Origin of the sequence: Micromonospora humida (assembly GCF_016901255.1) — a bacterium.
GTDB classification, from domain to species: domain Bacteria; phylum Actinomycetota; class Actinomycetes; order Mycobacteriales; family Micromonosporaceae; genus Micromonospora; species Micromonospora wenchangensis.
The window spans coordinates 34,290-58,649 of the sequence record NZ_JAFEUC010000010.1 but is presented as its reverse complement, the minus strand read 5'-3'; the positions used below and the strand labels follow the sequence as shown (position 1 = coordinate 58,649).

General features: G+C 73.7%; 6 protein-coding genes. All 6 read left to right on the top strand.

All coding sequences use genetic code 11. The features are described 5' to 3' along the window. Window positions 1–202 precede the first annotated feature (202 nt). The 6 genes from npdG to JQX11_RS20210 all read left to right on the top strand — a co-directional run bounded on the left by npdG (window position 203) and on the right by JQX11_RS20210 (window position 24,358). Complete coding sequence (npdG, locus tag JQX11_RS20235; protein WP_307826269.1) at window positions 203–865, top strand: NADPH-dependent F420 reductase; 663 nt, start codon at window positions 203–205, stop codon at window positions 863–865. 26 nt (window positions 866–891) lie between these two features. Next, window positions 892–1,653 (top strand): SDR family NAD(P)-dependent oxidoreductase, encoded by a 762-nt coding sequence (locus JQX11_RS20230; protein ID WP_204926532.1) that lies wholly within the window; start codon window positions 892–894, stop codon window positions 1,651–1,653. A 940-nt stretch (window positions 1,654–2,593) separates the two neighbouring features. Continuing rightward, a complete protein-coding gene (locus tag JQX11_RS20225; RefSeq protein WP_307826268.1) occupies window positions 2,594–3,991 on the top strand; it encodes an NAD(P)/FAD-dependent oxidoreductase in 1,398 nt (465 codons plus the stop codon). 102 nt (window positions 3,992–4,093) lie between these two features. Beyond that, window positions 4,094–5,254, top strand: coding sequence for an aromatic ring-hydroxylating oxygenase subunit alpha (locus JQX11_RS20220; protein ID WP_204926530.1), 1,161 nt, complete (start codon window positions 4,094–4,096; stop codon window positions 5,252–5,254). Then, window positions 5,251–14,925, top strand: coding sequence for a polyketide synthase (locus tag JQX11_RS20215; protein WP_204926529.1), 9,675 nt, complete (start codon window positions 5,251–5,253; stop codon window positions 14,923–14,925). Before JQX11_RS20220 ends, JQX11_RS20215 begins: the two co-directional genes overlap by 4 nt. Before the next feature lie 10 nt (window positions 14,926–14,935). Then, window positions 14,936–24,358: an SDR family NAD(P)-dependent oxidoreductase gene (locus JQX11_RS20210; protein WP_204926528.1), complete on the top strand. Its 9,423-nt coding sequence runs from the start codon at window positions 14,936–14,938 to the stop codon at window positions 24,356–24,358. Window positions 24,359–24,360: the final 2 nt, after the last annotated feature.

Sequence of the window (24,360 nt, the reverse complement as noted above, 5' to 3'; positions counted from 1 at the left end):
CCGCCCCGCTCCGGTGATCAAGAGAAAAGCGTCAGGAGTGATCTCCACGATGACGCGAACCTCTTGATCAACTGACGCGAACCTCTTGATCACCGCAACGGCGGGGCCGAGGGGCGCGGGAGGGCAGGGGACCGGGAGGGCCGGCGGGGACGGAGACCGGGACTGCACGGGGCGGGCGGTGGGGGACGAGAAGGAGATCCACGTGAGTGTGAGTGACGAGCTGCGGGGCCGTACCGTCGGCGTGCTCGGCGGGACGGGGCCGCAGGGGCGGGGGCTCGCCCGGCGGTTCGGGGCGGCCGGGCTGGACGTCGTACTCGGGTCGCGGGACGCCGAGCGGGCCGAACGGACGGCCGCCGCGCTGCCCGGCCGGGTCCGGGGCGGGTCGAACGCCGACGCCGCCGGGCAGGCCGACATCGTGGTGGTCGCGGTGCCCTGGGACGGGCACGCCGAGCTGCTCACCACGCTCGCCCCGGCACTGGCCGGGAAGATCGTCGTGGACTGCGTGAACCCGCTGGGCTTCGACAAGCAGGGCGCCTACGCGCTGGCCGTCGCGGAGGGCTCCGCCGCCCAGCAGGCCGCCGCGCTCCTTCCCGGGTCCCGGGTCGTCGCGGCGTTCCACCATGTCTCCGCCGTGCTCCTGGAGGACCCGGGGCTCGACGCGGTCGACACCGACGTCCTGGTGCTCGGCGACGACCGCGAGGCCACCGACCTGGTCCGGGAACTCGCCGCCGCCATCCCCGGGGTGCGGGGCGTCTACGGCGGGCGGCTGCGCAACGCCCACCAGGTCGAGGCGTTCACCGCCAACCTCATCTCGGTCAACCGGCGCTACCGGGCCCACGCGGGCCTGCGTATCACCGACGTGTGACCCGGTCCGGCACGAAGGAGCACAGGATGGAACTCGCAGGTACCGCCGCCATCGTCACCGGCGCCGCGTCCGGCCTCGGCGCGGCCACCGCCGCCGCGCTGGCCGGCGCGGGCACCACCGTCCACGGCTTCGATCTCGGGTCGGCCATCGCCGCCGCCGGTGACGCGCCGGCCGGGGTGCGCCTCGTCGACGTCGACGTCTGCGACCCGGCGGCGGTCCGTGCGGCGGTCGACCGGGCCGCCGTCGGGGACCATCCCCTGCGGACGGTGGTGAACTGCGCCGGCATCGCCCCGTCGCAGCGGATTCTCGGCCGGCGCGGCGTCCACGACCTCGAGCTGTACGCCCGCGTCGTCCGGGTCAACCTGATCGGCACCTTCACCGTGCTGACGCTCGCCGCGGAACGGATCGCGGAGACCGCCCCGGACGGGCACGGCCAGCGGGGCGTGATCGTCAACACCGCGTCGGTCGCGGCCTACGAGGGCCAGGTCGGCCAGGCGGCGTACGCGTCGTCCAAGGGCGGCATCGTCGGGCTCACCCTGCCGGCCGCCCGTGACCTCGCCCCGCACGGCATCCGGGTGATGACCATCGCGCCCGGCATCATGCTGACGCCGATGATGCAGACCGTGTCGTCGGAGTACCGGGCCGGCCTCGCCGCCGGGGTGCCGTTCCCGGGCGGCCTCGGCGATCCGGGGGAGTACGCCGCCCTCGTGCTCTCCCTGATCGGCAACGACTACCTCAACGGCGAGGTCATCCGCCTTGACGGTGCCCTCCGGATGGCACCCCGCTGATCCCGCCGCGCGGCCCGGCGGGCCGGAGCACATCGGCACGCCGGGCGGGCGGGAACGTAGACCGACCTGGTGTGCCGGGCGGCTCGGGGGCCGGTGTGGCCGACCACCGGTGTAGCCCGGTGAGCGGACGACCGCAACGTGACGTCCGCGCGAAAGAGGCGATTCCCCCGCACCGGGAAAAGCGTCGTCACCCGGCCGCGTCGGCCGGAGCGATGCCCGGGTGACCGTTTCTCTCCGCGTCGATGTTGCGCACCGTATCGGATGATCCCTCATGCGTCGGCATTTCTGGTCCGACGGTTCTTTCCACGATTCCGGTGCCCGAAACCCTCCCGCCGACCCACCGGAAAAGGTATTTGGCTAATCGTTCCCACTGTCTCGATGGGTACCGAAACTGTCGGCTCTCCGCGACGGGGAGGGGCCGGCGTTTCCGGATGGCGCGGCTCGGACGGCGGCGGGTGGTCGGGTGGTGCGGTCCCGGGGGACGCCCTTCGCCGCCCGTCGCCGAGAAAAGCGCCCGGGGCAACGATTCGTCGAGGCAACCAAATGGCGAGCCAGAGATTGCCGGAGGCAATCATCAGGGTTGTTCACCATTGCGGTGTTGACCGCATGTTAATCGATCAACTTCGATCACAGCCGCCGTATCTCCTGTTCAGGGCGGTCATGACCGAAATGTTGCGGTAAGTGTTAACGGGGGATCGTTGCCCCTCTTGGGGGTTTGGCCCGCCCTGGAGGTGCCTCGCCACCGATTGGTCCAGGTGTGCGCACCGCCGGATTTCCAGCTTCTGAGGGTGGCTTCGGTTCTGTTCACCCCAACTCGATTCTGTGATTGGTCGGGGTGATTTGGTAAACCGAAAGTGATCATCCCAGCTCAGCGCAATTCTCAGCTTTCATTCAGGCTGCTTTATGCATGTGACCCACGTCACACTTTGCCAGTTCGAGCATGGTCCACAAGCAGGACTTCCTTCTTGTTAGCGTTCTCATTCACCATCGCCGGCGAACCCGCGTATTGACCATGAGGAACGTGGAAACGTACTCTCTTGGCAATCCCACATCCGCATTGGACGGTTGCTTTCCAGGGCTGACGACTGATCGGAGCAGGCCCATGTTCGATGTAATCGTTGTCGGTGCACGCTGCGCGGGTTCGCCCGTGGCAATGCTATTGGCCCGGCAGGGCCACCGGGTTCTGATGGTCGATCGCTCCTCCTTTCCGAGCGACGCGGTGTCGACCCACTACATCCACCAGGCCGGGCTGTCCCGCCTCCAGGCGTGGGGACTGCTCGACGAGGTGATCGACGCGAAGACGCCGGCCATCCGGACGATGAACTACGCCAACCACGGCATCCCGTTGATCGGGTTCGCCGACCCGATCGACGGGATCGACGCCGTCTACTGCCCGCGTCGGGTCGTGCTCGACGAGATCCTGGTCAACGCGGCCCGCCGGGCCGGCGTCGAGGTCCTGGAGCAGTTCACCGTCTCCGACCTGGTCTTCTCCGACGGCCGGGTGGTCGGCATCCGGGGTCGCGAGGGCGACGGGCCGGAGCAGGAGTTCCGGTCCACGGTGGTGGTCGGCGCCGACGGCTTCCACTCGACGGTGGCCCGGAAGGTCGGCGCGGAGCTGTACAACGTGCGGCCCGCCGCCGGATTCACCTACTACTCCTACTACAGCGGCCTGGACTGGGGCCTGCACCACAAGACCGGCTTCCACGAGCAGTGGTTCGGCACCTGGCCGACCAACGGCGACGTCAACATGGTCGCCGTCATCTGCACCCGCCGGCAGCTCAAGGAGTTCCGTCAGGACCCCGAGGCGCGTTTCCTGGCCGTCTTCGACGACGTCGAGCCGGAGATGGGCGCGCAGCTACGCGAGCAGGGCCGGCGCGAGGAACCGCTGCGGCCGATGCGCTACCCGGACAACTACTACCGCCGTTCGCACGGCCCCGGCTGGGCGCTGGTGGGCGACGCCGGCTACCACAAGGACCCCATCACCGGGTGGGGCATGACCGACGCCTTCCTGCACGGCGAGCTGCTCGCCGACCGCATCCACGAGGCGCTGTCCGGCGAGCGGACCATGGACGACGCCCTCGCCGACTACGTCAAGGTGCGCGACGAGGAGAGCGCGCCGGTCTACGACTACACCACGGCGATGGCCGAGCTGACCCTCGACCCGTACCTGGAGGCGGTGCTGGGCGCGATCAGCACCAGCCGGGAGTGGACCACCAAGATGCTCGGCATGATCGCCGGCGGGGTCGAGGGGCACGAGCTGTTCGCCCCCGACAACCTGGACCGGATCTACGACGACGCCGGCGTCCCCCAGCACAAGCGGATCTACGAACCGTCCTGATCGGCGTGAGGCCGCGCGGGACAGCGCGGCACGACGGTGGAGGACGTCCCCGTCCTCCGCCGTCCGTTCGTGGCACTTGATCCCCCCGGAGGAGGCAGGCAGATGACGCGCGCGTCCAGCATGTTCGATCTCATCGGCCAACAGGACGACCAACGGCCGTACTACGACACCGGCGGCCGTGGCCGGTCCCACGCGTTCTACACCGGCGAGGAGCAGCACCAGCGGGAGCTGGAACGGATCTACCGCCGCCGCTGGCTGCCGGTGGACCACGTCTCCCGGTTCACCGAGAAGGGCTCCTACGCGACCCTGACCATCGGCACCGGCTCCATCCTGATCATCAACGGCGACAACGGCATCCAGGCGTACCACAACTACTGCCGCCACCGGGGGTACCGGCTGGTGGAGGAGGCCGCCGGCAAGCGGCAGAGCATCGTCTGCATCTACCACTGCTGGGTCTACGACCGCAACGGCAAGCTCAAGAGCTTCAACGGCACGTACTTCGACCACTTCTTCGACAAGGAGAAGAACGGCCTGCTGCCGGTGCGTACCGAGATCCGGTTCGGGGTCGTCTTCATCACCTTCTCCGACGACGCGCCCGACCTCGACGCCTCCCTCGGCGAGTTCGGCGAGTTCGCCCGGGTCTACGAGCTGGCCGACCTGAAGTGCGTGCAGGCCAAGGACTACCCGGTCGCCTCCAACTGGAAGCTGGTGGCGCACAACGTCAACGAGAGCCTGCACTTCCCGACGGCGCACAAGGACCTGCACCGGATCACCGACTTCGACGACGCGGGCACCTACGAGCTCAAGGGCGACATCGTCGGCGCGTGGCAGGTCATCCGGGACAAGTACAACTCGGTGTCGATGACCGGACGCAGCGACCGGGCACCCATGCCGCTGGTCCCGGACGCCGACCTCAAGAAGATCAACTGGATCACCATCCTGCCGAACCTGCTCTTCGGCTTCACCGCCGACTACGTGATGATGCAGTGGGTCTGGCCGGAGAGCCCGAGCACCTGCTACGTACGGCACTTCTGGCTGTTCCACCCCTCCGAGACGGCCCGCAGCGACTTCTCGCACGAGGCCGTCTTCGCGCTCTGGGACAAGGCCAACTACGAGGACTGGGAGATGTGCGAGCGGACCCACCGCGGCCTGTCCAACCCGCTCTGGTCGCCCGGCCAGCTCTCCCTGGACGAGGAGGTCGTCTCCCAGATCGACGCCTGGGTGGCGCGTGAGACGGCCGACCCCGTCGACACCGAGGGATGACGGCCGTGGTCACCTGCTTCCTCATCGGCGGCACCCGGGTCCTGGCCCGCTGCGCCGACCAGCTCGTCGCGTCCGGGGTACGGATCGAGGGCGTCTTCACCGCCGAACCGGTCGCCACCGCCTGGGCGGACGCGCACGACGTCCCGGTGCTCGACCCGCACGCCGACCTCGCCGCCGCGCTCACCGCCACCGAGGTCGACTACCTGTTCAGCATCGTCAACTTCCGGATCCTGCCCGGCCCGGTGCTGGCGCTGCCGCGGGTCGCCGCGATCAACTTCCACGACGGTCCACTGCCCCGCTACTCCGGCAGCAACGTCGCCGCCTGGGCGCTCTACGAGGGGGCGGGCCGGCACGCCGCGACCTGGCACCGGATGACCGAGGCGGTCGACGCCGGCCCCGTGCTGCTGGAGCGGTGGTTCCCGGTCCGCACCCACTCCACCGCGCTGTCCCTGACCTACGAGACCGCCGAGGTGGGCATCGCGCTCTTCGCCGACCTCGTCCCGTACCTGCTGCGGCGCGCACTGCCCGAACCGGTCGACACCGCCGACCGTGGGCGCCGCTTCTACCACCAGCGCGACCGGATCGCCGGCGGCGGGCTCATCCACGCCGGCACCTCCGCCGTCGAGGCCGAACGCATCGCCAAGGCCCTCGACTACGGCACGTTCCCCAACCCGCTCGGGGTGCCGGCCCTGGTCACCGCCCAGGGCGCGGTTTTCACCCGGCAGATCCGGCGCATCCCCCGCGAGGACCCGCCGTCGGTGACCGTCACGACGGCCGTGACCGACTCCGCGATCACCCTGTCCACCCCCGACGGCGACCTGCTGCTGAGCGACTTCACGGCCACCGACGGCAGCGCACTCAGCGGCCGGGCCGTGGCCCAACGGCTGGGCATCGCCCCGGGCCGGCCGCTGCCGGCCGCGCCCCCCGGGCGGCTGGCCGCGATCGCCGAGGCACAGGGACCACTGCGCCGGCACGAGTCCTGGTGGAAGGCCCGGCTGACCGACCTGCGGCCCGCGCCGCTGCCCGCCGAGGACTTCTCCGCCGCGTCCGCGCACTACGGCCGGTACGAGCTGGCGTACCTGCCCCGGTCGTGGGCCGAGACGGTCACCGTGATCCGCGCCTTCCTCGCCGTCCTCGCCGAACGGATGGAGGCGCCGAGCTTCGACTTCGCCTGGTCGGCCTCGTCCGCACCGGCGCTGGCCGAGGCGACCCACGGGCTCGCCGTCGCCCGCGTCCCGGTCCGTTTCGACGCGGCCGCCGCCGACGAACTGGCCGCCCGGCTCGACGAGGCGACCGCCCGCCACGGGTACGCCACCGACCTGGAGGTACGCCTCGGCCTGGCGTACCGCCCGGTCGGCGCCGACGGGCCGACCTTCACCCGGATCGCCGTCCTCCAGCGGCACCCCGACGACGAGGCGGCCACCGAGCCGGACACCGAGATCGCCCTGCTCTGCCTGCACGACGGCCCGCCAACGGTCTTCGTCCGCGAAACCGCCATGTCCGCCGACGAGGCTCTGGAGTTCGCCGAGCGGGTCGAGGACCTCGCCCTCGGGGCCATGCTCCTCGGCACCGCCGCGCCGATGCCCGCCCCCGCCTCGGCACCGGCCCCCGCCGACGGCGGCGCGTCGGCGACGACCGGGCCCGCCCCGACCGACGGGTCCGCGCCCGCCCCGGCCACCGAGCCGCTCGCCGCCGGCCCCACCGATTCCGCCGGCCCGCCCGACGTCACGGCGCACCCGGAGCCCGCGCCGGAGCCCGCCGCCCCCGTACCCACCGTGCTGGACCTGGTCGCGGCGACCGTGGCCGCCCGCCCGGACGCCGTCGCGGTCCGCAGCGGGGCCCGGCGGATCGACTACGCCACACTGGACGCCTGGGCCGACGCCATCGCCGCCCACCTGTACGACCAGGGGCTCGGCGCCGGGTCCGTCGTCGGCCTGCTGACCGAGCGCGGCCCCGACCTGGTCCCGGCCATGCTCGGCATCCTCCGGGTCGGGGCGGCGTTCCTACCGCTCGACCCGAACTACCCGGTGGATCGGCTGCGCCGCTACGCGCAGGTCGCCGAGTGCGACCTGATCCTCGCCGACGAACACAGCCTCGCGTGCGGCGAGGCGGTCGGGCCGGTGCTGCCGATCCCCGGCCCGGACGGCTCCGCGCTGGCCGTGCCGCCCACCGTCACCGGCGCGGACCTCGCCTACGTGCTGTTCACCAGCGGGTCGACCGGGGAGCCGAAGGGGGTGGAGATCGGGCACGCCGCCCTGGCGAACTTCCTGACCGGCATCGGGGAACGGCTCGACGTCACGGGGACCGACACCGTGCTCGCGCACACCACCGTCGCCTTCGACATCTCCCTGCTGGAACTGCTGTTGCCGCTGACCGTCGGCGCGACCGTGACCCTGGCGTCCCGGGCGGTGGCCCGCGACCCGCACCGGCTCGCCGACCTGATCGGCGAGGTCACCGTCGCCCAGGCCACCCCGAGTATGTGGCGGCTGCTGCTGGAGACCGGCTGGACGCCGACGTCCCGGCTCACCGTCCTGTCCGGCGGCGAGGCCCTGGTGCCGGCGACCGCCCAGCAACTGCACGGCACCGCCCGCGCCCTGTGGAACCTCTACGGCCCCACCGAGGCGACGATCTGGGCGTCGGCCCACCGGGTCGAGTCGGTCGGCGCGTTCCTGCCGCTGGGCGAACCGCTGCCCAACCTCGCCCTGCACGTGCTCGACGCCGACCTGGAGCCCGCCGACACCGGCGAGCTGTACCTGTCCGGTGTCGGCCTGGCCCGCGGCTATGTCAACCGTCCGGACCGGACCGCCGAGGTGTTCCTCACCCACCCGGTCAGCGGTCAGCGGCTCTACCGCACCGGGGACACCGTCCGGCGGCACGCCGACGGCGCGATCGAGTGGCTGGGCCGGGCCGACTCGCAGGTCAAGGTCCGGGGCAACCGGATCGAACCGGCCGAGATCGAACGCGTCCTGGCGGAGTACCCCGGCGTCACCGCCGCCGCCGTCATCGCCGTCGCCTTCGAGGGCCGGGGCGAACCGCGGCTGACCGCGTACCTCGTCGGCGAGCGCACCCTGGTCAAGGCGGAGCTGGACACCTTCGTCGGCGGGCGGCTGCCCGAGTACATGGTGCCGGACGCCTATGTGCGGCTCGACGCGATGCCGTTGACCGACAACGGCAAGATCGCCCGCAACCGGCTGCCCCGGCCGGACCGGCACAGCATCATCCGCACCGGCGTCCCCTCCGTCGCGCCCGCCGCGCCCCCGGCGGCCGCCGCAGCCACCCCCGAACCGGCCGCCGCGCCGGAGCCGACCATCGCGCCGGAGCAGCGCATCGCGCGGGTGTTCGCCGCCGTGCTCGGCCACGACGAGTTCCTGGTCACCGACAACTTCTTCGACCTCGGCGGGGACTCGGCCAACGTCACCCGCGCGGCGCTGGCGCTCACCGAGGAGTTCGGCGTCGCGGTGAGCCCACCGGCCATCTTCGCCACCGGCACCCCCGAACGGCTCGCCGAACTGCTCCAGCCCGCGCCCGGCACGCTCGCACGCTCCCGGCCCGACACCACCGGGGCGACCCCCGAACAGGCCGTCGTCGCTGCCGCCGAGGCGGTCGTCGCGGCCACCACCGACACGGCCGCCGAGCGTACCGTCGACGCCGCGCCGGACCCGGCACACCCCGCCCCGGCCGGTACGACCGGCGGACCGCGGGCCACCACCACCGGTGACCCGGCCGCACCCGGCACGGTACGAAAGGACCCGTCCCACCGGCCCGCCCCGGCGGACGCGTCCGGGACCCCGGCACCCGACACCGTCGAGGAGCCGCTCGCCGTCATCGGGTTGGCCTGCCGGTTCCCCGGCGCGGCCACCCCCGACGAGTTCTGGGCCAACCTCGCCGAGGGGGTGTCCAGCGTCGGCGACGCGCCGACCGGACACCGGGGCTGGGGCCACCTCTGGTCCGCCGCCGACGAGGTGCCGACCGGCTGGGTCGACCGGGTCGAGCACTTCGACGCCGCCCGGTTCCAGCTCACCGACCGGGAGGCCCGACGGCTGGACCCGTTGCAGCGGCTGCTGCTCAGCGTCACCGACGAGGCCCTGGAGAGCTGCGGCCACACCGCCGCCTCCCTCGGCACCGCCACGGGCGTCTTCGTCGGCACCATCGCCAGCGACTTCCCCGAACTGGTGGCGGGCAGCATCGGGGCCGGCGACCCGCACGTGGCCACCGGCACGGCGGTGTCGATGGTCGCCAACCGGCTCTCCCACGCCTTCAACTGGTCGGGGCCGAGCTTCGCCGTCGACACGGCCTGCTCGTCCTCGCTGGTCGCCCTGCACCAGGCGGCCATGCACCTGCGTGCCGGGGAGGTGGACGCGGCCGTCGTCGGCGCGGCCAACCTGGTGCTGACCCCCACCAAGACCCGGTCCTTCCTGCGCAACGGCATGCTCTCCCCGACCGGGGTGTGCCGGACCTTCGACGACGACGCCGACGGGTACGTCCGCGGCGAGGGCTGCGGGGTCGTCGTCCTCAAGCGGCTCGTCGACGCCGAACGCGACGGCGACCCGGTCCTCGCGGTGGTCCGCGGATCCGCGGTGAACCACACCGGTGCCGCCGGCTTCCTGACCGCGCCGAGCAGCACCGCCCAGCAGGCGGTGATCCGCAGCGCCCTGCGGCGGGCCGGCGTCGAGGCGGACGGGGTCGGCTACATCGAGGCGCACGGCACGGGCACGCAGCTCGGTGACCTGATCGAGCTGGAGGCGTTGCAGGCCGCCCTGGGCGCGGCGCGGCGCGGCACGGTGGCGGTCGGCTCGGTGAAGACGAACATCGGCCACCTCGAACCGGCGGCCGGGATCGCCGGCCTGATCAAGACGATCCTCGCGCTGCAGGCGGACCGGATTCCGCCCTCGGCCCACCTCACCTTCCCGAACCGGGCGTTCCGCTTCGAGAACTCGCCGCTGTTCGTCCCGGACCGGCTCGTCCCGTGGGCCGGGCCCCGGGTCGCCGGGGTCAGCAGCTTCGGCTTCGGCGGGGTCAACGCGCACGCCGTCCTCGCGGCGGCCCCGTCGCCGACCCGGGTGCCCGCCCGGACCGGCACCGGCCTGCTCACCCTCTCGGCGGGCTCCGAGGAGGGGCTGCGTACCCTCGCCGACCGGCTCGTGCACCTGCTGAGATCGCCGTACTGCCCGCCGCTGGGCTGGATCTGCGTGGCCAGCCGGCAGCGGCCGGCGGCGACGTACCGGCTCGCCTGCGTGGTGGACACCGTCGAACAGCTCGACGACAAGCTGATGCTGTTCCTCGCCCGCGCCGAGGGCACCCGGAACCTCTACACCGGGATCGTCCCCACCCCGTCGGGGCGGACCCTGCCCCCGTTGGGCGATGCGCCGGGACGCGACGCCCTCGACACGGCGGCCCGCCGCTTCGTGGCCGGCGACGGCCTGGTGGCCGAGGAACGCGCCCCGGTGCGCTTCCCCACCGCCCCGCACGAGGAGAAGCACCTGTGGCTGACGCCCGCGTCGACGGCGGGGCGGCTCCCGGCGGCCGGTGTGCCGGCGACCACCCCACCCGGGTCGTGGACCGAGCACCCGGAGGCCCGGGAACACGTGGTGCTGGGCGACCCGACACTGCCCGGCTCCGGCTACCCCGGCAAGGTCGCCGAGCTGCTCGGCCGGGACGCCTTCACCCTGCGGGACCTCACCTTCCGGGCCACCGTACGGCCGCCGGCGACGCTCACCGCGGAGCGGCACGGCAGCCGGGTCACCTTCCGCGACGGCACCACCGCCGTGGTCTGCGACCTGGAGGTGGCCGACCCCGAACCGGCCGATCCGACGCTCACCCCACCGGCCGCCACCGTCGGGCTCACCCCGGTCGACCTCGACGGCATGTACCGCGACTTCGACCGCAACGGCCTGCGGTACGGCCCGAGCTTCCGCTGCGTACGCCAACTGTCCACGGCGGACGGTGTGGCGACCGGCACCCTGCGGGTCGACGCCGGACCCGACGCCGGCCCGGTAGACGCCCGGCTACTCGACGGCGCGTTCCAGGTGGCCCTCGCCGCCTGCGGGGCGCAGGGCCTCTACGTGCCGTTCACCGTCTCCCGGCTGACCGTGTGGGGCCCGCTCACCGGTGAGGTACGCGTGCACGCCCGCCGGGACCGGGGCAGCGCGCCCGACGCCGGGCTGCTCACCGCCAGTCTGGTGGTGCTCGACGGCGACCGGCCGGTGCTCACCGCCCGGGGCGTCACCTGGCGTCGGATCTCCCCGGCCCCGCCGCCCACCCCGCCCACCGGGACGGGCGCGCACGACCGGGCCCGGTTCGACGGCACCACCCCGACCGGCGTCCCCGGGCACCGTGGCACCCCGCCCGGGTCCACCCCGGTCCACGGTGCCGACGGCAACGGTCGGGTCCCGGCCGCGTCCGGACCCGGCACCACCGCCGCAGCCCCCCTGCCGGTCAACGGAACCGCCGTCTCCCGGCCCGTCAACGGTGCCGGCGACCTCGGCCGGACGCTGGCCCGGTGGATCGCCGAGGGCCTTGAGACCGACGTCGAGACCCTCGAACTGGACCGCCCGTTGGAGGCCCAGGGGCTCGACTCGATGCTCGCCGTCTCGCTGGCCCAGGACATCCGCACCCGGCTCGGCGTGGACATCCCGGTCACCCTGCTGCTCGAGGTGGGGACGGTGGAGAACCTCGCCCGGGAACTGCGCGACTCGTACGGCGTCACCGCCGTACCCGGTGCCGCGTCGACGCCCGGCGCGGTGCCACCCGTTCCGGGCGGTGGTTCGCCGGCCGGGGTGCCTGTCGCACCGACGGCCGACGCGCCCCCGGTCGACCTGCCCGCGACGGCGGCTCCGGCTTACGCCCCGGCCGTCCCGGCTCCGATCGCTCCGGCTCCGGACCCGGTGGGTTCGGCTGCGGTGGCACCGGCTGCGGTGGCACCGGCTGCGGTGACACCGGTCGCGGTGGCGACCTCGACGGCTCCGGACCGGCACGACATCGCCATCGTCGGCATCGACGGCGTCTTCCCCAACGCCAGCAACCTCGACGAGCTGTGGGAGGTGCTCACCAGGGGCGAGGACTGCCTCCGCGAGGTCCCGAAGTCCCGCTGGGACATCGACGACTACTACTCCGACGCGGCCGAACCCGGCACCGTCTACCTGCGCCGGGCGGGCTTCGTCGACGACCTGACCGACTTCGACGCGCCGTTCTTCCGGATCTCACCGGCCGAGGCCCAGTGGATCGACCCGCAGCAGCGCCACCTCATCCAGTCCGCCTGGCGCGCGCTGGAGGACGCCGGCCTGTCGGGCCGTACGGACGGCCGGTCGACAGGCGTGTTCGTCGGCGCGAGCTACCAGCACTACCGGGACATGGTCGTCGGGGACGTGGTGCAGACCGCCGCCGGGCTGGGCAACCACAACGCCATCCTGGCGAACCGGGTGAGTTATTTCCTGGATCTGTCGGGGCCGAGCATGACGATCGACACGTTGTGTTCGTCGTCGTTGGTGGCTCTGCACACCGCCGTGCGCAGCATCCGTAACGGCGAATGCGACCAGGCCATCGTCGCCGGAGTCCACCTGGCCATGTCCCCGCAGTACTTCCAGCTCGGCTCCCGCCTGCGCTCGTTCTCCGCGACGGGTGCGTCGCGGGCGTTCGATGCGGGGGCGGATGGGTTCGTGCCGGGTGAGGGTGTGGTGACGGTGGTGGTGAAGCCGTTGGTGGATGCGGTGCGGGATGGGGATCGGGTGCGGGGGGTGATTCGGGGTTCGGCGGTGAATCACGGTGGTCGGACGAGTGGGTTGACGGTGCCGAGTAGTGCTGCGCAGCGGGAGGTGATTGTGGCGGCGTTGCGGGATGCGGGGGTTGGTCCCGACGGGATCGGGATGGTGGAGGCGCATGGGACGGGGACGTCGTTGGGTGATCCGATCGAGGTGGAGGGTTTGACGCGGGCGTGGCGTGGGTTTACGTCGCGGACGCAGTTCTGTGCGATTGGTTCGTTGAAGTCGAATATTGGTCATTTGGAGCCGGCGGCGGGTCTTGCCGGGTTGGTGAAGGTGTTGTTGTCGTTGGAGCGTGGGGTGGTGCCGGCGACGTTGCATGTGGTGCGGCCGAATGACCATATCCGGTTTGAGGACTCGCCGTTCTTTGTGGCGGACAAGCCGGTGTCGTGGCCTCGGGTGGCGGGTGTGCCGCGTCGGGCGGCGGTGTCGGCGTTCGGGATGGGTGGGGTGAACGCCCACGTGATCGTGGAGGAGGCGCCGCTCCCGGCTGTCCGGGAGGTCGTGCCGCAGCAGTCGTATGTGGTGAAGGTGTCCGCAGCGAGTGAGGACGGGGTGCGTCGGCTCGCGGACGGGTATGCGCGACTGTTGTCTGGGGTGGATTCGTCGGTGCTGGGTGATGTGGGTTTCACGGCGAATGTGGGTCGTGCGTCGCATCGGTTCCGGGTGGCGGTCCAGGGTTCTGACGGGTCGGAGTTGGCCGCCGGATTGAATGCGGTCGCGGGTGGGGACCGGCCGGTGGCCCGGTTGTCGAATCAGCCGCCGTCGTCGGTGTTCCTGTTCTCGGGCCAGGGTTCGCAGTACCCGGGGATGGCTGCGGGTTTGTACGCGACCGAGCCGGTGTTCCGGGCGGCGTTCGACGAGTGCGCCGAGCTGGTGGCGTCGGGTGGGGACGTGCCGTTGCGGGAGGTGGTGTTCGGGGACCGGGGCGACGAGTTGGTACAGACGCGGTTTGCGCAGGTGGGGATTGTGGCGGTGCAGGTGGGGTTGGTGCGGTTGTTGGAGTCGTGGGGTGTTCGGCCGGGGTTGGTGGTGGGTCACAGTGTGGGGGAGTTGACGGCTGCGTGGGCGGCGGGGGTTTTCGGGTTGGGGGAGTTGTTGCGGTTGGCGGTGGTGCGGGGTGGGTTGATGCAGGCGCAACCCGCAGACGGGGCGATGGCGGTGGTGTTCGCCGACGCGGCGTCGGTGGAGGCGGTGTTGCCGTCGTTTCCGGGGGTGGAGATCGCGGCGTTCAACGCCCCGCGCAGTGTGACGATCTCCGGCCCGGCCGGGGCGGTGGAGGCGTTCGGTGCCGGGTCGGGATTGCGGACGCAGCGGTTGACGGTCAGCCACGCGTTCCACTCGGCGGCGATGGCCGGGGCGGTGGACCCGTTCGCCCAGGCGTTCGGGCAGGCGATGGCGTCACCGCCACGGATCGGGTTCGCCTCCACGGTGACGGGTGGTTGGCATGACGCCCGGTCGGTGGCCGACGGCCAGGTGTGGGGTTCGGCGATCCGCCGACCGGTGCGGTTCGCTCAGGCGGTCGAAGCGGCCTATGCGGCCGGCGGACGGGTCTTCTGGGAGATCGGCGCGCATCCGGTGTTGACCGGTCTGGCGCGGGCGACCCTCACCGACACCGACCTGACCTGGCTGCCGACGCTGCGCCGCGACCACGACGACCAGACCCAGCTCCACACGGCCATCACGTCGTTCTACAACCAGGGCCACGGCGACCTCGACTGGGCCGGAATCCACCACGGGAAGGGACACCGCACCACCACCATCCCCACCTACCCCTTCGAGCGCCGGGAGCTGAGCGCACCCCGGTTCCCCGGTTCCGCCGCGCGGCGTCGACCGGAGCCGGAGGCTTCCGTACCCGCAGCGGGTGACGGGGCAGTCGGCCACCCGTTGTTCGACCGTCACTACGAGCACTGAGCGAGGGACCGTGACGTACCGGGTCGAAACCTACGAGAAGACCTTCGCCACCCACGAGCCGTTCATCGCCCAGCACCGCTCCGGCGGTCTCGGCATCCTGCCCGCCGCCGTGCAACTGGAGATGGCCCTGCTGGGGGTCGCCCAACGCCGGGCGTTCCGCCCACTCGAACTCGTCGACGTCGCCTTCGTCAGGCCGTTCACGGTCGCCGACGGCGAGCAGGTCACCGGCCGCCTCGACGTGACCCTGGGGGAGCGGGCCCGGTTCGAGCTGGGCGCGGTGACCCCCGGGGGCCGCCAGACGGTCTCCACCGGGTCGGGTGGACCGATCCCGTCGGACACCCACCCGCCGGCCGCCTGGGCGGTGAGCTGCCCGGTGCCCGTCCCGCCGGAACGCGTCTACGCCGGCTGGTCGGCCGCCGGCCTGGTCTACGGGCCGGACTTCCGCACCGTACGCCGGCTCGCCGTCGGCACGGGCACCGCCGAGGCGACCCTGGAGACGGTGGCCCAGCCACTGCCGTGGTACTCCCACCCGCTGCTGATCGACGGCGTCTTCCAGGTGGTCAGCTGCGCCCTCCAGGACCTCACCGGTGGCGACCCGCCGGGGCCGATGCTGCCGATCGGGGTGGCCCGCCTCGCCCTGCACACCGAGCTGTCCCCGCTCAGCACCGGAGTGACCGTGCGGGTACGCCGTACCGCCGTGCGGGACGCCTGGTCCGTCGCGGACGCCATCCTGGTCGACGCCGCCGGCCGGGTCGTCGCCGAACTCACCGGGGTACGGATGCGCCGGTTGCCGGCCGCGCCCCCCGCACCGGCGACCGGGCAGCTGCTTACCCGGATCGACTGGGCCCCAGCCGCCGCCCCCGCCCCCGCAGGGCCGGCGGCCGGCACCTGGGTGGTCCTGCACCACGGCGAGCGGGACGGCCCGGGAGCGGCCATCGTACGGGCCCTGCGCGCCGATGGGGCCCGGGTCGTCGAGGTGCTGCCCGAGCCACCGGCGTCGGGCCTCGGGGCCGACCAGCGGGTCGTCCCGGAGCCCGACGAGCCGGCGTTCCAGCAGCTCTGGGCGGAGCTGACGGACCCGGTCGCCGGGGTGGTGCACCTGTGGAACACCGGCCCGACCCGACCGGAAGCCACCGAACTGCGCCTGGGCCTCTACACCTGCCTCGCCGCCCTGAAGACCCTCGGCCAGCGGCAGCGCTCCGGGCACTTCCTGGTCGGCACGGAACGCGGCCAACCGGTGGCCGACGGCGACACCCCGGTGCCGGCCCGCGCCGCGCTGTGGGGCCTCGTCCGCACCGCCGCCGTCGAGTACCCGGGGCTGCGGCCCCGCCTCGTCGACCTCGACCCCGCCTCGGCCGCCGCCCTGCCGGCCGAGTTGGGCGACGGGGGGCCGGTGGAGACCGGCTACCGCGCCGGGGTACGGCACGTGCCGGTCCGCGTGCCCCTGGGCGCGTCCGACGGTGGCCGGCCGCCGGTCCGGCCGGGCGGCCGGTACCTGATCCTCGGCGGTCACGGCGGACTGGGCCTGGCGGTGGCCCGCCGCTTCGCCACCGACGGCGCCGGCCTGGTCGCCCTGGTCAGCCGCTCCGGCGGCACCGGCACCGACGGGACCGTCCTGGCCGGCATCGAGTCGTACGGCTGCCGGGTGGTCTCGTTCGCCGCCGACGTCGGCGCACCCGGCGCCCTGGCCGAGGTGGTACGGGAGATCCGCCACCGCTTCGGTGACCTGCACGGCGTGGTGCACGCCGCCGGCGCGCTGAAGGACGGCCTGCTGCGCGGCACCACCGCCGGGGACGTGGCCGAGGTGCTGCGCCCGAAGGTCGACGGCGCGCACGAGCTGGCCGCCGCCGTCGCCGGCACCACGCTGGACTTCGCCGTGCTGTTCGCCTCGGTCTCCGGCACCTTCGGCAACCTCGGCCAGGGCGGGTACGCCGCCGCCAACGCCTACCTCGACGCGTTCGCCCACGCCCGGGGCAACCCGTGGACCAGTGTGGACTGGGGGCTGTGGGGTGAGGTGGGCATGGGCACCGCCGTCGCCGAACAGCTCAGGCGTCGCGGCGTCCGGCCGCTGGGCACCGTCGAGGCGCTCGACGCGTTGATGACCGTCCTGCGCGACGACGTCCGGCAGGTCGTCATCGCCCACCCCGACGCCGCACCGGCCGGCGGGTCCGCCGGCACGGGGGAGACGCCGGGTGCCGGCACGCCTTCCGCCCGCCCGGCCCCCGCGTCACCGGCCCCCGCCCACCCGGCACCGACCGCCGCCGGGCCGGGTGCGTCCCCGGGCGGTTCGTCCGGCAGCGCCGACACCGACGACGGGCGCACCGAGGACGGGCTCGCCGACTTCCTCGCGGAGCGGCTGGGCCTCGGCGACCTCGACCGGACCGCCCCGCTGACCGACTACGGCATCAACTCGATCCTGAGCGTCGAGCTGGCCGAGGAGCTGTCCCGGCGGTGGGCGGTCGCCCTCCCGGCCACCCTCTTCCTGGAGTACGGCGACTTCGCCGAGCTGGCCGGGGCGCTCGCCACCCGGTACGGCGCCCGGCCACCCGCCCCGCAGCCGGCACCGGCCACCGCGGCGTCCCCGCCGGCCCCCGCCGGGCCCTCCCCGGCCGATGCCGCCTCCCCGACCGATGCCGCCGCGCCGGTCGAACCGGCGTCCCCGCCGACGCCGCAGGCCACGCCGGCAACGGTGTCGGCACCGCTGTCCGTGCCGGGCCCGGTCTCCGCGACCGTGCCGGGCCCCGCCGCGGCACCGGCTCCCGCCACCGGGCCGGCGCAACGGCGGGCCGGCGACATCGCCGTGGTGGCCGTCTCCGGCGACCTGCCCGGCGGACGCGACCTGGCCGACCTGTGGCCGATGCTGCGCGCCGGCACCGACGCCTTCACCGAGATCCCGGCGGAACGCTGGAACATCGACGACCACTACCAGCAGCGCGGCCCCGACATGACGGGCACCTACTGCCGCAGCGGCGCGTTCATCGCCGGGATCGACCGCTTCGACTCGAAGTTCTTCGGCATCGCCGTGCGGGAGGCCGAGGAGATGGACCCGCAGCAGAAGCTGCTGCTGGAGCACGCCTGGTCGGTGGTGGACGACAGCGGGCTCGCCGGCCGGCGGGACATCGGCGTGTTCGTGGGGGCCACCTACACCCATCACCGCGACGCGCAGGGACTGGCGGCCGTCGGCCCGCACACCGCCCTGGGCTCGATGAACGCCGTCCTGGCCAACCGGATCTCCTACGCGCTGGACCTCACCGGCCCCTCGCAGACCGTCGACACGCTCTGCTCGTCGTCCCTGGTCGCCCTCCAGCAGGCGGTGGTCAGCCTGCGTACCGGGCAGTGCGGCGCGGCCATCGTCGCCGCCTGCCACGTCGGCCTGACGCCCTGGTACTACCGCAGCCTCAGCCAGCTCGGCGCACTGTCGCCGACCCGGCCCCGGCCGTTCGACGACCGGGCCGACGGCTTCGTGCCCGGTGAGGGCGCGGTGGCCGTCATGCTGAAACGACTCGACGACGCCGAACGCGACGGTGACCGCGTCCACGCGGTGATCCGGGGCGCGGCGGTCAACCACGGCGGACGGGGCAGCGCCCTGCCCGTACCGCGCAGCGAGTCGCAGGTCGCGGTGATCCGGGCCGCGCTGGCCGACGCCGCGCTCACCCCGGCCGACATCTCCCTGGTCGAGACGCACGGCACGGCCACCCGGCTCGGTGACCCGATCGAGATCGCCGCCCTGGCCGAGGTTTTCGACGGCGACCGGCCCGAACCATGCCAGCTCGGCTCGGTCAAGGCGAACATCGGCCACCTGGAACCGGCGAGCGGCCTGGCCGGCCTCGCCAAGGTGCTGCTCTGCCTCGAACACGGTGAGATCCCGCCGCTGGCCGGGTTCGCGACGCTCGGCGCGCACATCACCCTGCCCCCGGGCCGGCTGGCCATCCCGACCGCACCGCAGCCGTGGCGGGCCACCGGGCCGCGCCGGGCCGGTATCAGCGCCTTCGGCATGGGCGGAACGAATGCCCACGTCGTCGTCGAGGAGTACACCCCCGCCCCGGCCGCCCGGCCCGCCGACGGGCCGGCGCGCGAACACCTGCTGGTGTTGTCGGCGCACACTCCCGAGCTGCTGACCCGGCGGGTCGCCGACGTACGGCGGATGATCGAGGCGGACGACGCGGTCGACGTCGGGGCACTGTGCTTCTCGGCCTCGGTGGGGCGGGTCCACCTGCCGTACCGGGTCGCCGTGCTCGGGGCGACCGGGGCGGCCCTCGGCGCGGGCCTGCGCCGGGCGCTGCGCCTCGGGCCCGAGCTGCCGGGCACGGTGCTGCGCGGCGACACGGTGCTCGCCGGTGACCCGGTGCCGGTCGGGCCGGACCTCGCCGAACGGTTGGCGCGCCACCTGCCGTGGCCCGCCGAGCGGATCGCCGCCGAGCTGCGTACCCCCGACGGTGGGCTGCTCACCGCGCTGGCCGGCTGGTACGTCGCCGGCCGGGACGTCGACTGGCGACCGTTGTACGACGGTGCCCGCCCGCGCCGGCTCGCCCTGCCGCCCTACCCGTTCCGGGACCGCGCCGACCGGGCGTCCGCCCGGCCGGTCCCCGGTCCGTCGACACCGCTCCCGGCGGTCGCCCCGGACCCGGCCGCCGGGCACCGGGAACCCGGGCTCGACCGGCTGCTGGACGCCCACCGGGTCTTCGGCCGGCAGACGGTGCCGGCGGCGCTCCTCGTCACCAGGGGGTTCGCCACCGCCGCCGTCCTGGAACGGCTGGCCTTCACCGCCCGGGGCACCGGGCACCACCGGCTCACCGTGGACACGACCGCCGGCAACACGGTGACGTTCCGCTACGGCGGCCAGGTCATCGGCCATCTCACCACCGGCGCGGTCCGGCCGCAGGGACCGCCCCCCGCGCCGCTGCCGGTGGACCGGGAGTACGCCGCCCACCCCCGCACACTCGACCCGGCCGGCCTGTACGCGTGGTTCGCGGCGAAGCGGGTCGACTTCGGCGCGGCGCTGCGGGTCGTCGGCCACATCGCGTACGGCCCGACCGGGGTGCTCGTCCGGGTCGACCACGCCGACGCCGACCCGGCGGTGCGCGCGGTGGCCGCGCTCGATGCGGCGCTGCAGAGCATGGCGGTCCTGACCCTGGCCGATCCGGCCGCCTCCGCGCTGACCTACCTGCCGGTGTCGATCGGCCGGGCGGTGCGCTGGGCGGACCCGGTCGACACCCGGTACGTGCGGCTGCGGCTCACCGGTCAGGATCCCGACGGCAGCCGTCGGGCCGACGTCGTGCTGCTGGACACCGCCGGCCGGGTCCTGGTCTCCCTCACCGACGTGGTCTACCGGCCGGTCGCCGCCCCGACCGGCGACCCCGACCAGCCGGCGGACGTTTCCCCGACGGTGGGTGCGGCGGCCACGGCCGGGCGTCAGCCGGTGACCGCCTTCGCCGTCGAGGAGACCGTCGTCGAGGTGGTCCGCACGGTGCTGCGGGACCCGGACGTCACCGCGACCGGTTCGCTCGCCGCGACCGGCATCGACTCGATGCTCGCCACCATGGTCGCCGCCGACCTCCAGGAACGCCTCGGGGTGACGCTGAGCCCGGTGGAGGTGTTGCAGGCGCCCGACTGCCGCGCGCTGGCCGCCGTGGTGGCGTCCGTGCTGCCCGAGCAGACCCCGCCGACGACGGGTGCCCCGGCCGGTTCCGGGCCAGGGGACGCCCCGGCCGTTTCCGCGCCCGGGGACGCCCCGGCGGCGGCCGGGGCCACCGCCGACGACATCCATGCCAGCACCGACCAGCCCGCCCCGACTGCCTCCGCCGCCCGGGACCAGCCGCCCGCCGGGCCGGACGGCGGCGACCGGGGCGACCTGGCCGTCATCGGGATCGCCTGCGCGCTGCCCGGTGCTACCGACCCGGAGGGCTTCTGGTCCCTGCTGGCGCGTGGGGGCAGCGGCATCGGCCCCGCGCCCGCCTTCCGCTGGGCGGGAGGTGGCGACGGTGCCGCGATCGGCGGCTTCCTGGGCCCGATCGACGAGTTCGACGCCCGGTTCTTCGACTTCTTCGCCAAGCAGGCCGAGGTGCTCGACCCGCAGGTCCGCTGGCTGCTGCGCACCGCGTGGGAGGCACTGGAGTCCGCCGGGATCGCCCCGCTGTCCACGCCCGCCTCGACAGGCGTGTTCGTAGGTGCCAGCTACCAGCACTACAAGGACTACAACCTCGCCCCGGAGCTGGACGCACCGAGCGGGCTGGGCAACCACAACGCGTTCCTGGCGAACCGGGTCAGCTATTTCCTGGATCTGTCGGGGCCGAGCATGACGATCGACACGTTGTGTTCGTCGTCGTTGGTGGCTCTGCACACCGCCGTACGCAGCATCCGCAGCGGCGAGTGCGACCAGGCCATCGTCGCCGGGGTGCGACTGGCGATGTCCCCCCTGCACTACACCGCGATGCGGAACCTGCGGGCCCTCTCCCCGACGGGTGCGTCGCGGGCGTTCGATGCGGGGGCGGATGGGTTCGTGCCGGGTGAGGGTGTGGTGACGGTGGTGGTGAAGCCGTTGGTGGATGCGGTGCGGGATGGGGATCGGGTGCGGGGGGTGATTCGGGGTTCGGCGGTGAATCACGGTGGTCGGACGAGTGGGTTGACGGTGCCGAGTAGTGCCGCGCAGCGGGAGGTGATCGTGGCGGCGTTGCGGGATGCGGGTGTTGGTCCCGACGGGATCGGGATGATGGAGGCGCATGGGACGGGGACGTCGTTGGGCGATCCGATCGAGGTGGAGGGTCTCACCCGGGCGTGGCGGGGGTTCACGTCGCGGACGCAGTTCTGTGCGATTGGTTCACTCAAGTCGAATATTGGTCATTTGGAGCCGGCGGCGGGTCTTGCCGGGTTGGTGAAGGTGTTGTTGTCGTTGGAGCACGAGGTGGTGCCGGCGACGTTGCATGTGGTGCGGCCGAATGACCATATCCGGTTCGAGGACACGCCGTTCTTCGTCGCGGACAAGCCGGTGCCGTGGCCCCGTGTCGCGGGCGCGCCGCGTCGGGCGGCGGTGTCCGCGTTCGGCATGGGCGGGGTGAACGCCCACGTGATCGTGGAGGAGGCCCCGCTCCCGGCCACCCGGGAACCCCTGCCGCAGCAGTCGTACGTGGTGAAGGTGTCCGCCGCCACCGAGGACGCGGTACGCCGCCTCGCCGCCGCCTACGCCGACTCCTTCGCGGCCGCCCCCGACGACCGGGCCACCGCCGACCTCTGTCACACCGCCAACGTGGGCCGTTCCTCGCTCGACTACCAGACCGCGGTGAGCGGCCCCACCGGGCAGGTGATCGCCGAGCAGCTCCGGGCGGTCGCCGACGGCCGGATCCCGGTCGCCCGCGTCGACTGCCACCGGCCCGCCGACCCGCTCCCCGCCGACCCGGCGCAGCGGCACGCGGCGGTGGTGGACCAGGTCCGGCAGGGCCGGGCCGACATCGACTGGGCCGCCCTGTCCGTGCCGGGCGCACGGAGCGTCGCGCTCCCCACCTACCCGTTCGACCGGGGCCGCTACTGGCACACCCGCCCCGCCGCGACGGTGACCGGACCCGCCCCGGTCACCACTGTCGACCTGCCCTCGGAGCACACCCCACCGGTGGACCCCGGGCCCGCCGACGGCGGCCACTACGGCAACCCGACGCCGGCACCGGAGGCCCTGGTCACCCGGTGGCGACCCGCCGACCCACCGCCCGGCGCATCGGCGTACGGGGCCACCGTGCGGGTGGTCGTGGCGGACCCGGACCTCGGCGGTGCGGTCTCCGCCGCGCTCGCCGCCAAGGGTGCCGACCTGGCCCCCGACGGGGTTACCCCCCGCGCACTGGTGGTGGTCGACGCCGTCCCCGGGTCCACCGACACCGCACCGGACCTGCGCGGGTTCTGGGAGCAGCTCCGCTCCTACGCCGCCACCGTCGCGCCCCGGGGCAGGATGGTCTGGGTCGCACACCGGTCGGTCACCGTCGACGAGGCGGACCGGACGCTACTCGACCCCGAGGCCGCCGCGCGGGTGTTCGCGGTCCGCGCCGCCGCGGCCGAGAACCGGTTCACCGTCGCCGTGCTCGACCTCGACCCGGCCGATCCGGTCGAGATCCGCGCCCGGCAGGTCGCCGCCGAGTTCGCCGCGCTGCGCACCGGCCCCGACACCGTGGTGGCCTACCGCCGTGGCAGCCGGTACGTTCCGACCCCGTCCCCGGCCCGGCCGGGTCCCCCCGCCGACCTGGCCGGGGACGGGTACCACCTGGTCACCGGCGGCCTCGGCGCGGTCGGCCGGCGACTGGTCACGCACCTGGTGACGCGCGGCGCCCGACGCATCGGCATCCTCGGCCGATCGCCGCTCGACGGGGCCGCCGAGGACTTCCTGCGCGGGCTGCGCCCGGAAGCCGAGGTGGACTACCAGCGGTGCGACGTCGCCGACCAGGTCGCGTTGACCGCCGCGGCCGCGTCCTTCACCCACCGGTGGGGCCGACTGCGCGGGATCGTGCACTGCTCCGGCGGGGTCAACCAGTTCGGGTCGCTGCGTCGTCGGCAGTGGTCGGAGGCGGCCCGGGTGGCCGCCCCGAAGGTCGCCGGCTCCCGCAACGTGATCCGGCTCGCCCGCACCGAGGGCGCCGACCACGTCGCCCTGGTCTCCTCGATCGCCGGTGCCCTGCCCGACGCCGGCCGGGGTCTGGTGGACTACGCCCTGGCCAACGCGTACCAGTTGGCCCTGGCCGAGCAGGCCGGCGACGACGGCCCGACGGTGACCGCGCACGCCTGGCCGAACTGGTCCGGCATCGGCATGGCGGCGGACGAGTCGTTCTCCGCCGGGCACTCGATCACCCTCGACCAGGCGCTGGCCGGCTTCGACGCGCACCTGCTCACCGGGGGTGCCGTGGTGTTCCCCGGCAGCGCCGTACCGCCGCCGACCACCGTCTCCGCGCCGCCGCCGCAGGCCGCCCACCGGCCCGCGTCGTCGGCGGACCCCGAGCCCGCCCCGGCCGACCGGGCACCGGCCGACCCCGCCCCGGCTGATTCCGCCGGTGGTGACGCCGCACCGGCCGGTCCGCCGTCGGACGGCGACCCGGGGGTCGCCTACCGGCTGGTGCGGGACGCCTTCGTCGACGTGCTCGGTGAGGACCCGGGTGAGCGCCCCCTGCCCGACCTGGGGCTGGACTCGTTGGTCATCGCCGACCTGACCAGCGCCATCGAGCGGCTCAGCGGGACGACCGTCGACCCCTCGCTGGTGATGCGGTCCCGCACCATGGCCGACCTCGCGGCCCGGCTCACCGACCGGGCCGTACCACCCGCCCCGGCGGCCGGGACCGACCCGGTGATCAGGGCGGCCGGTGCGGTGTCGTCCGCGCCCGACCCGGACGGCCCGGCGCCCACGGCGAGCCTCAGTGCCCTGCTGCGGCCATTGCTCGCCACCGGCCAGCAGCCGCGCCACTGACC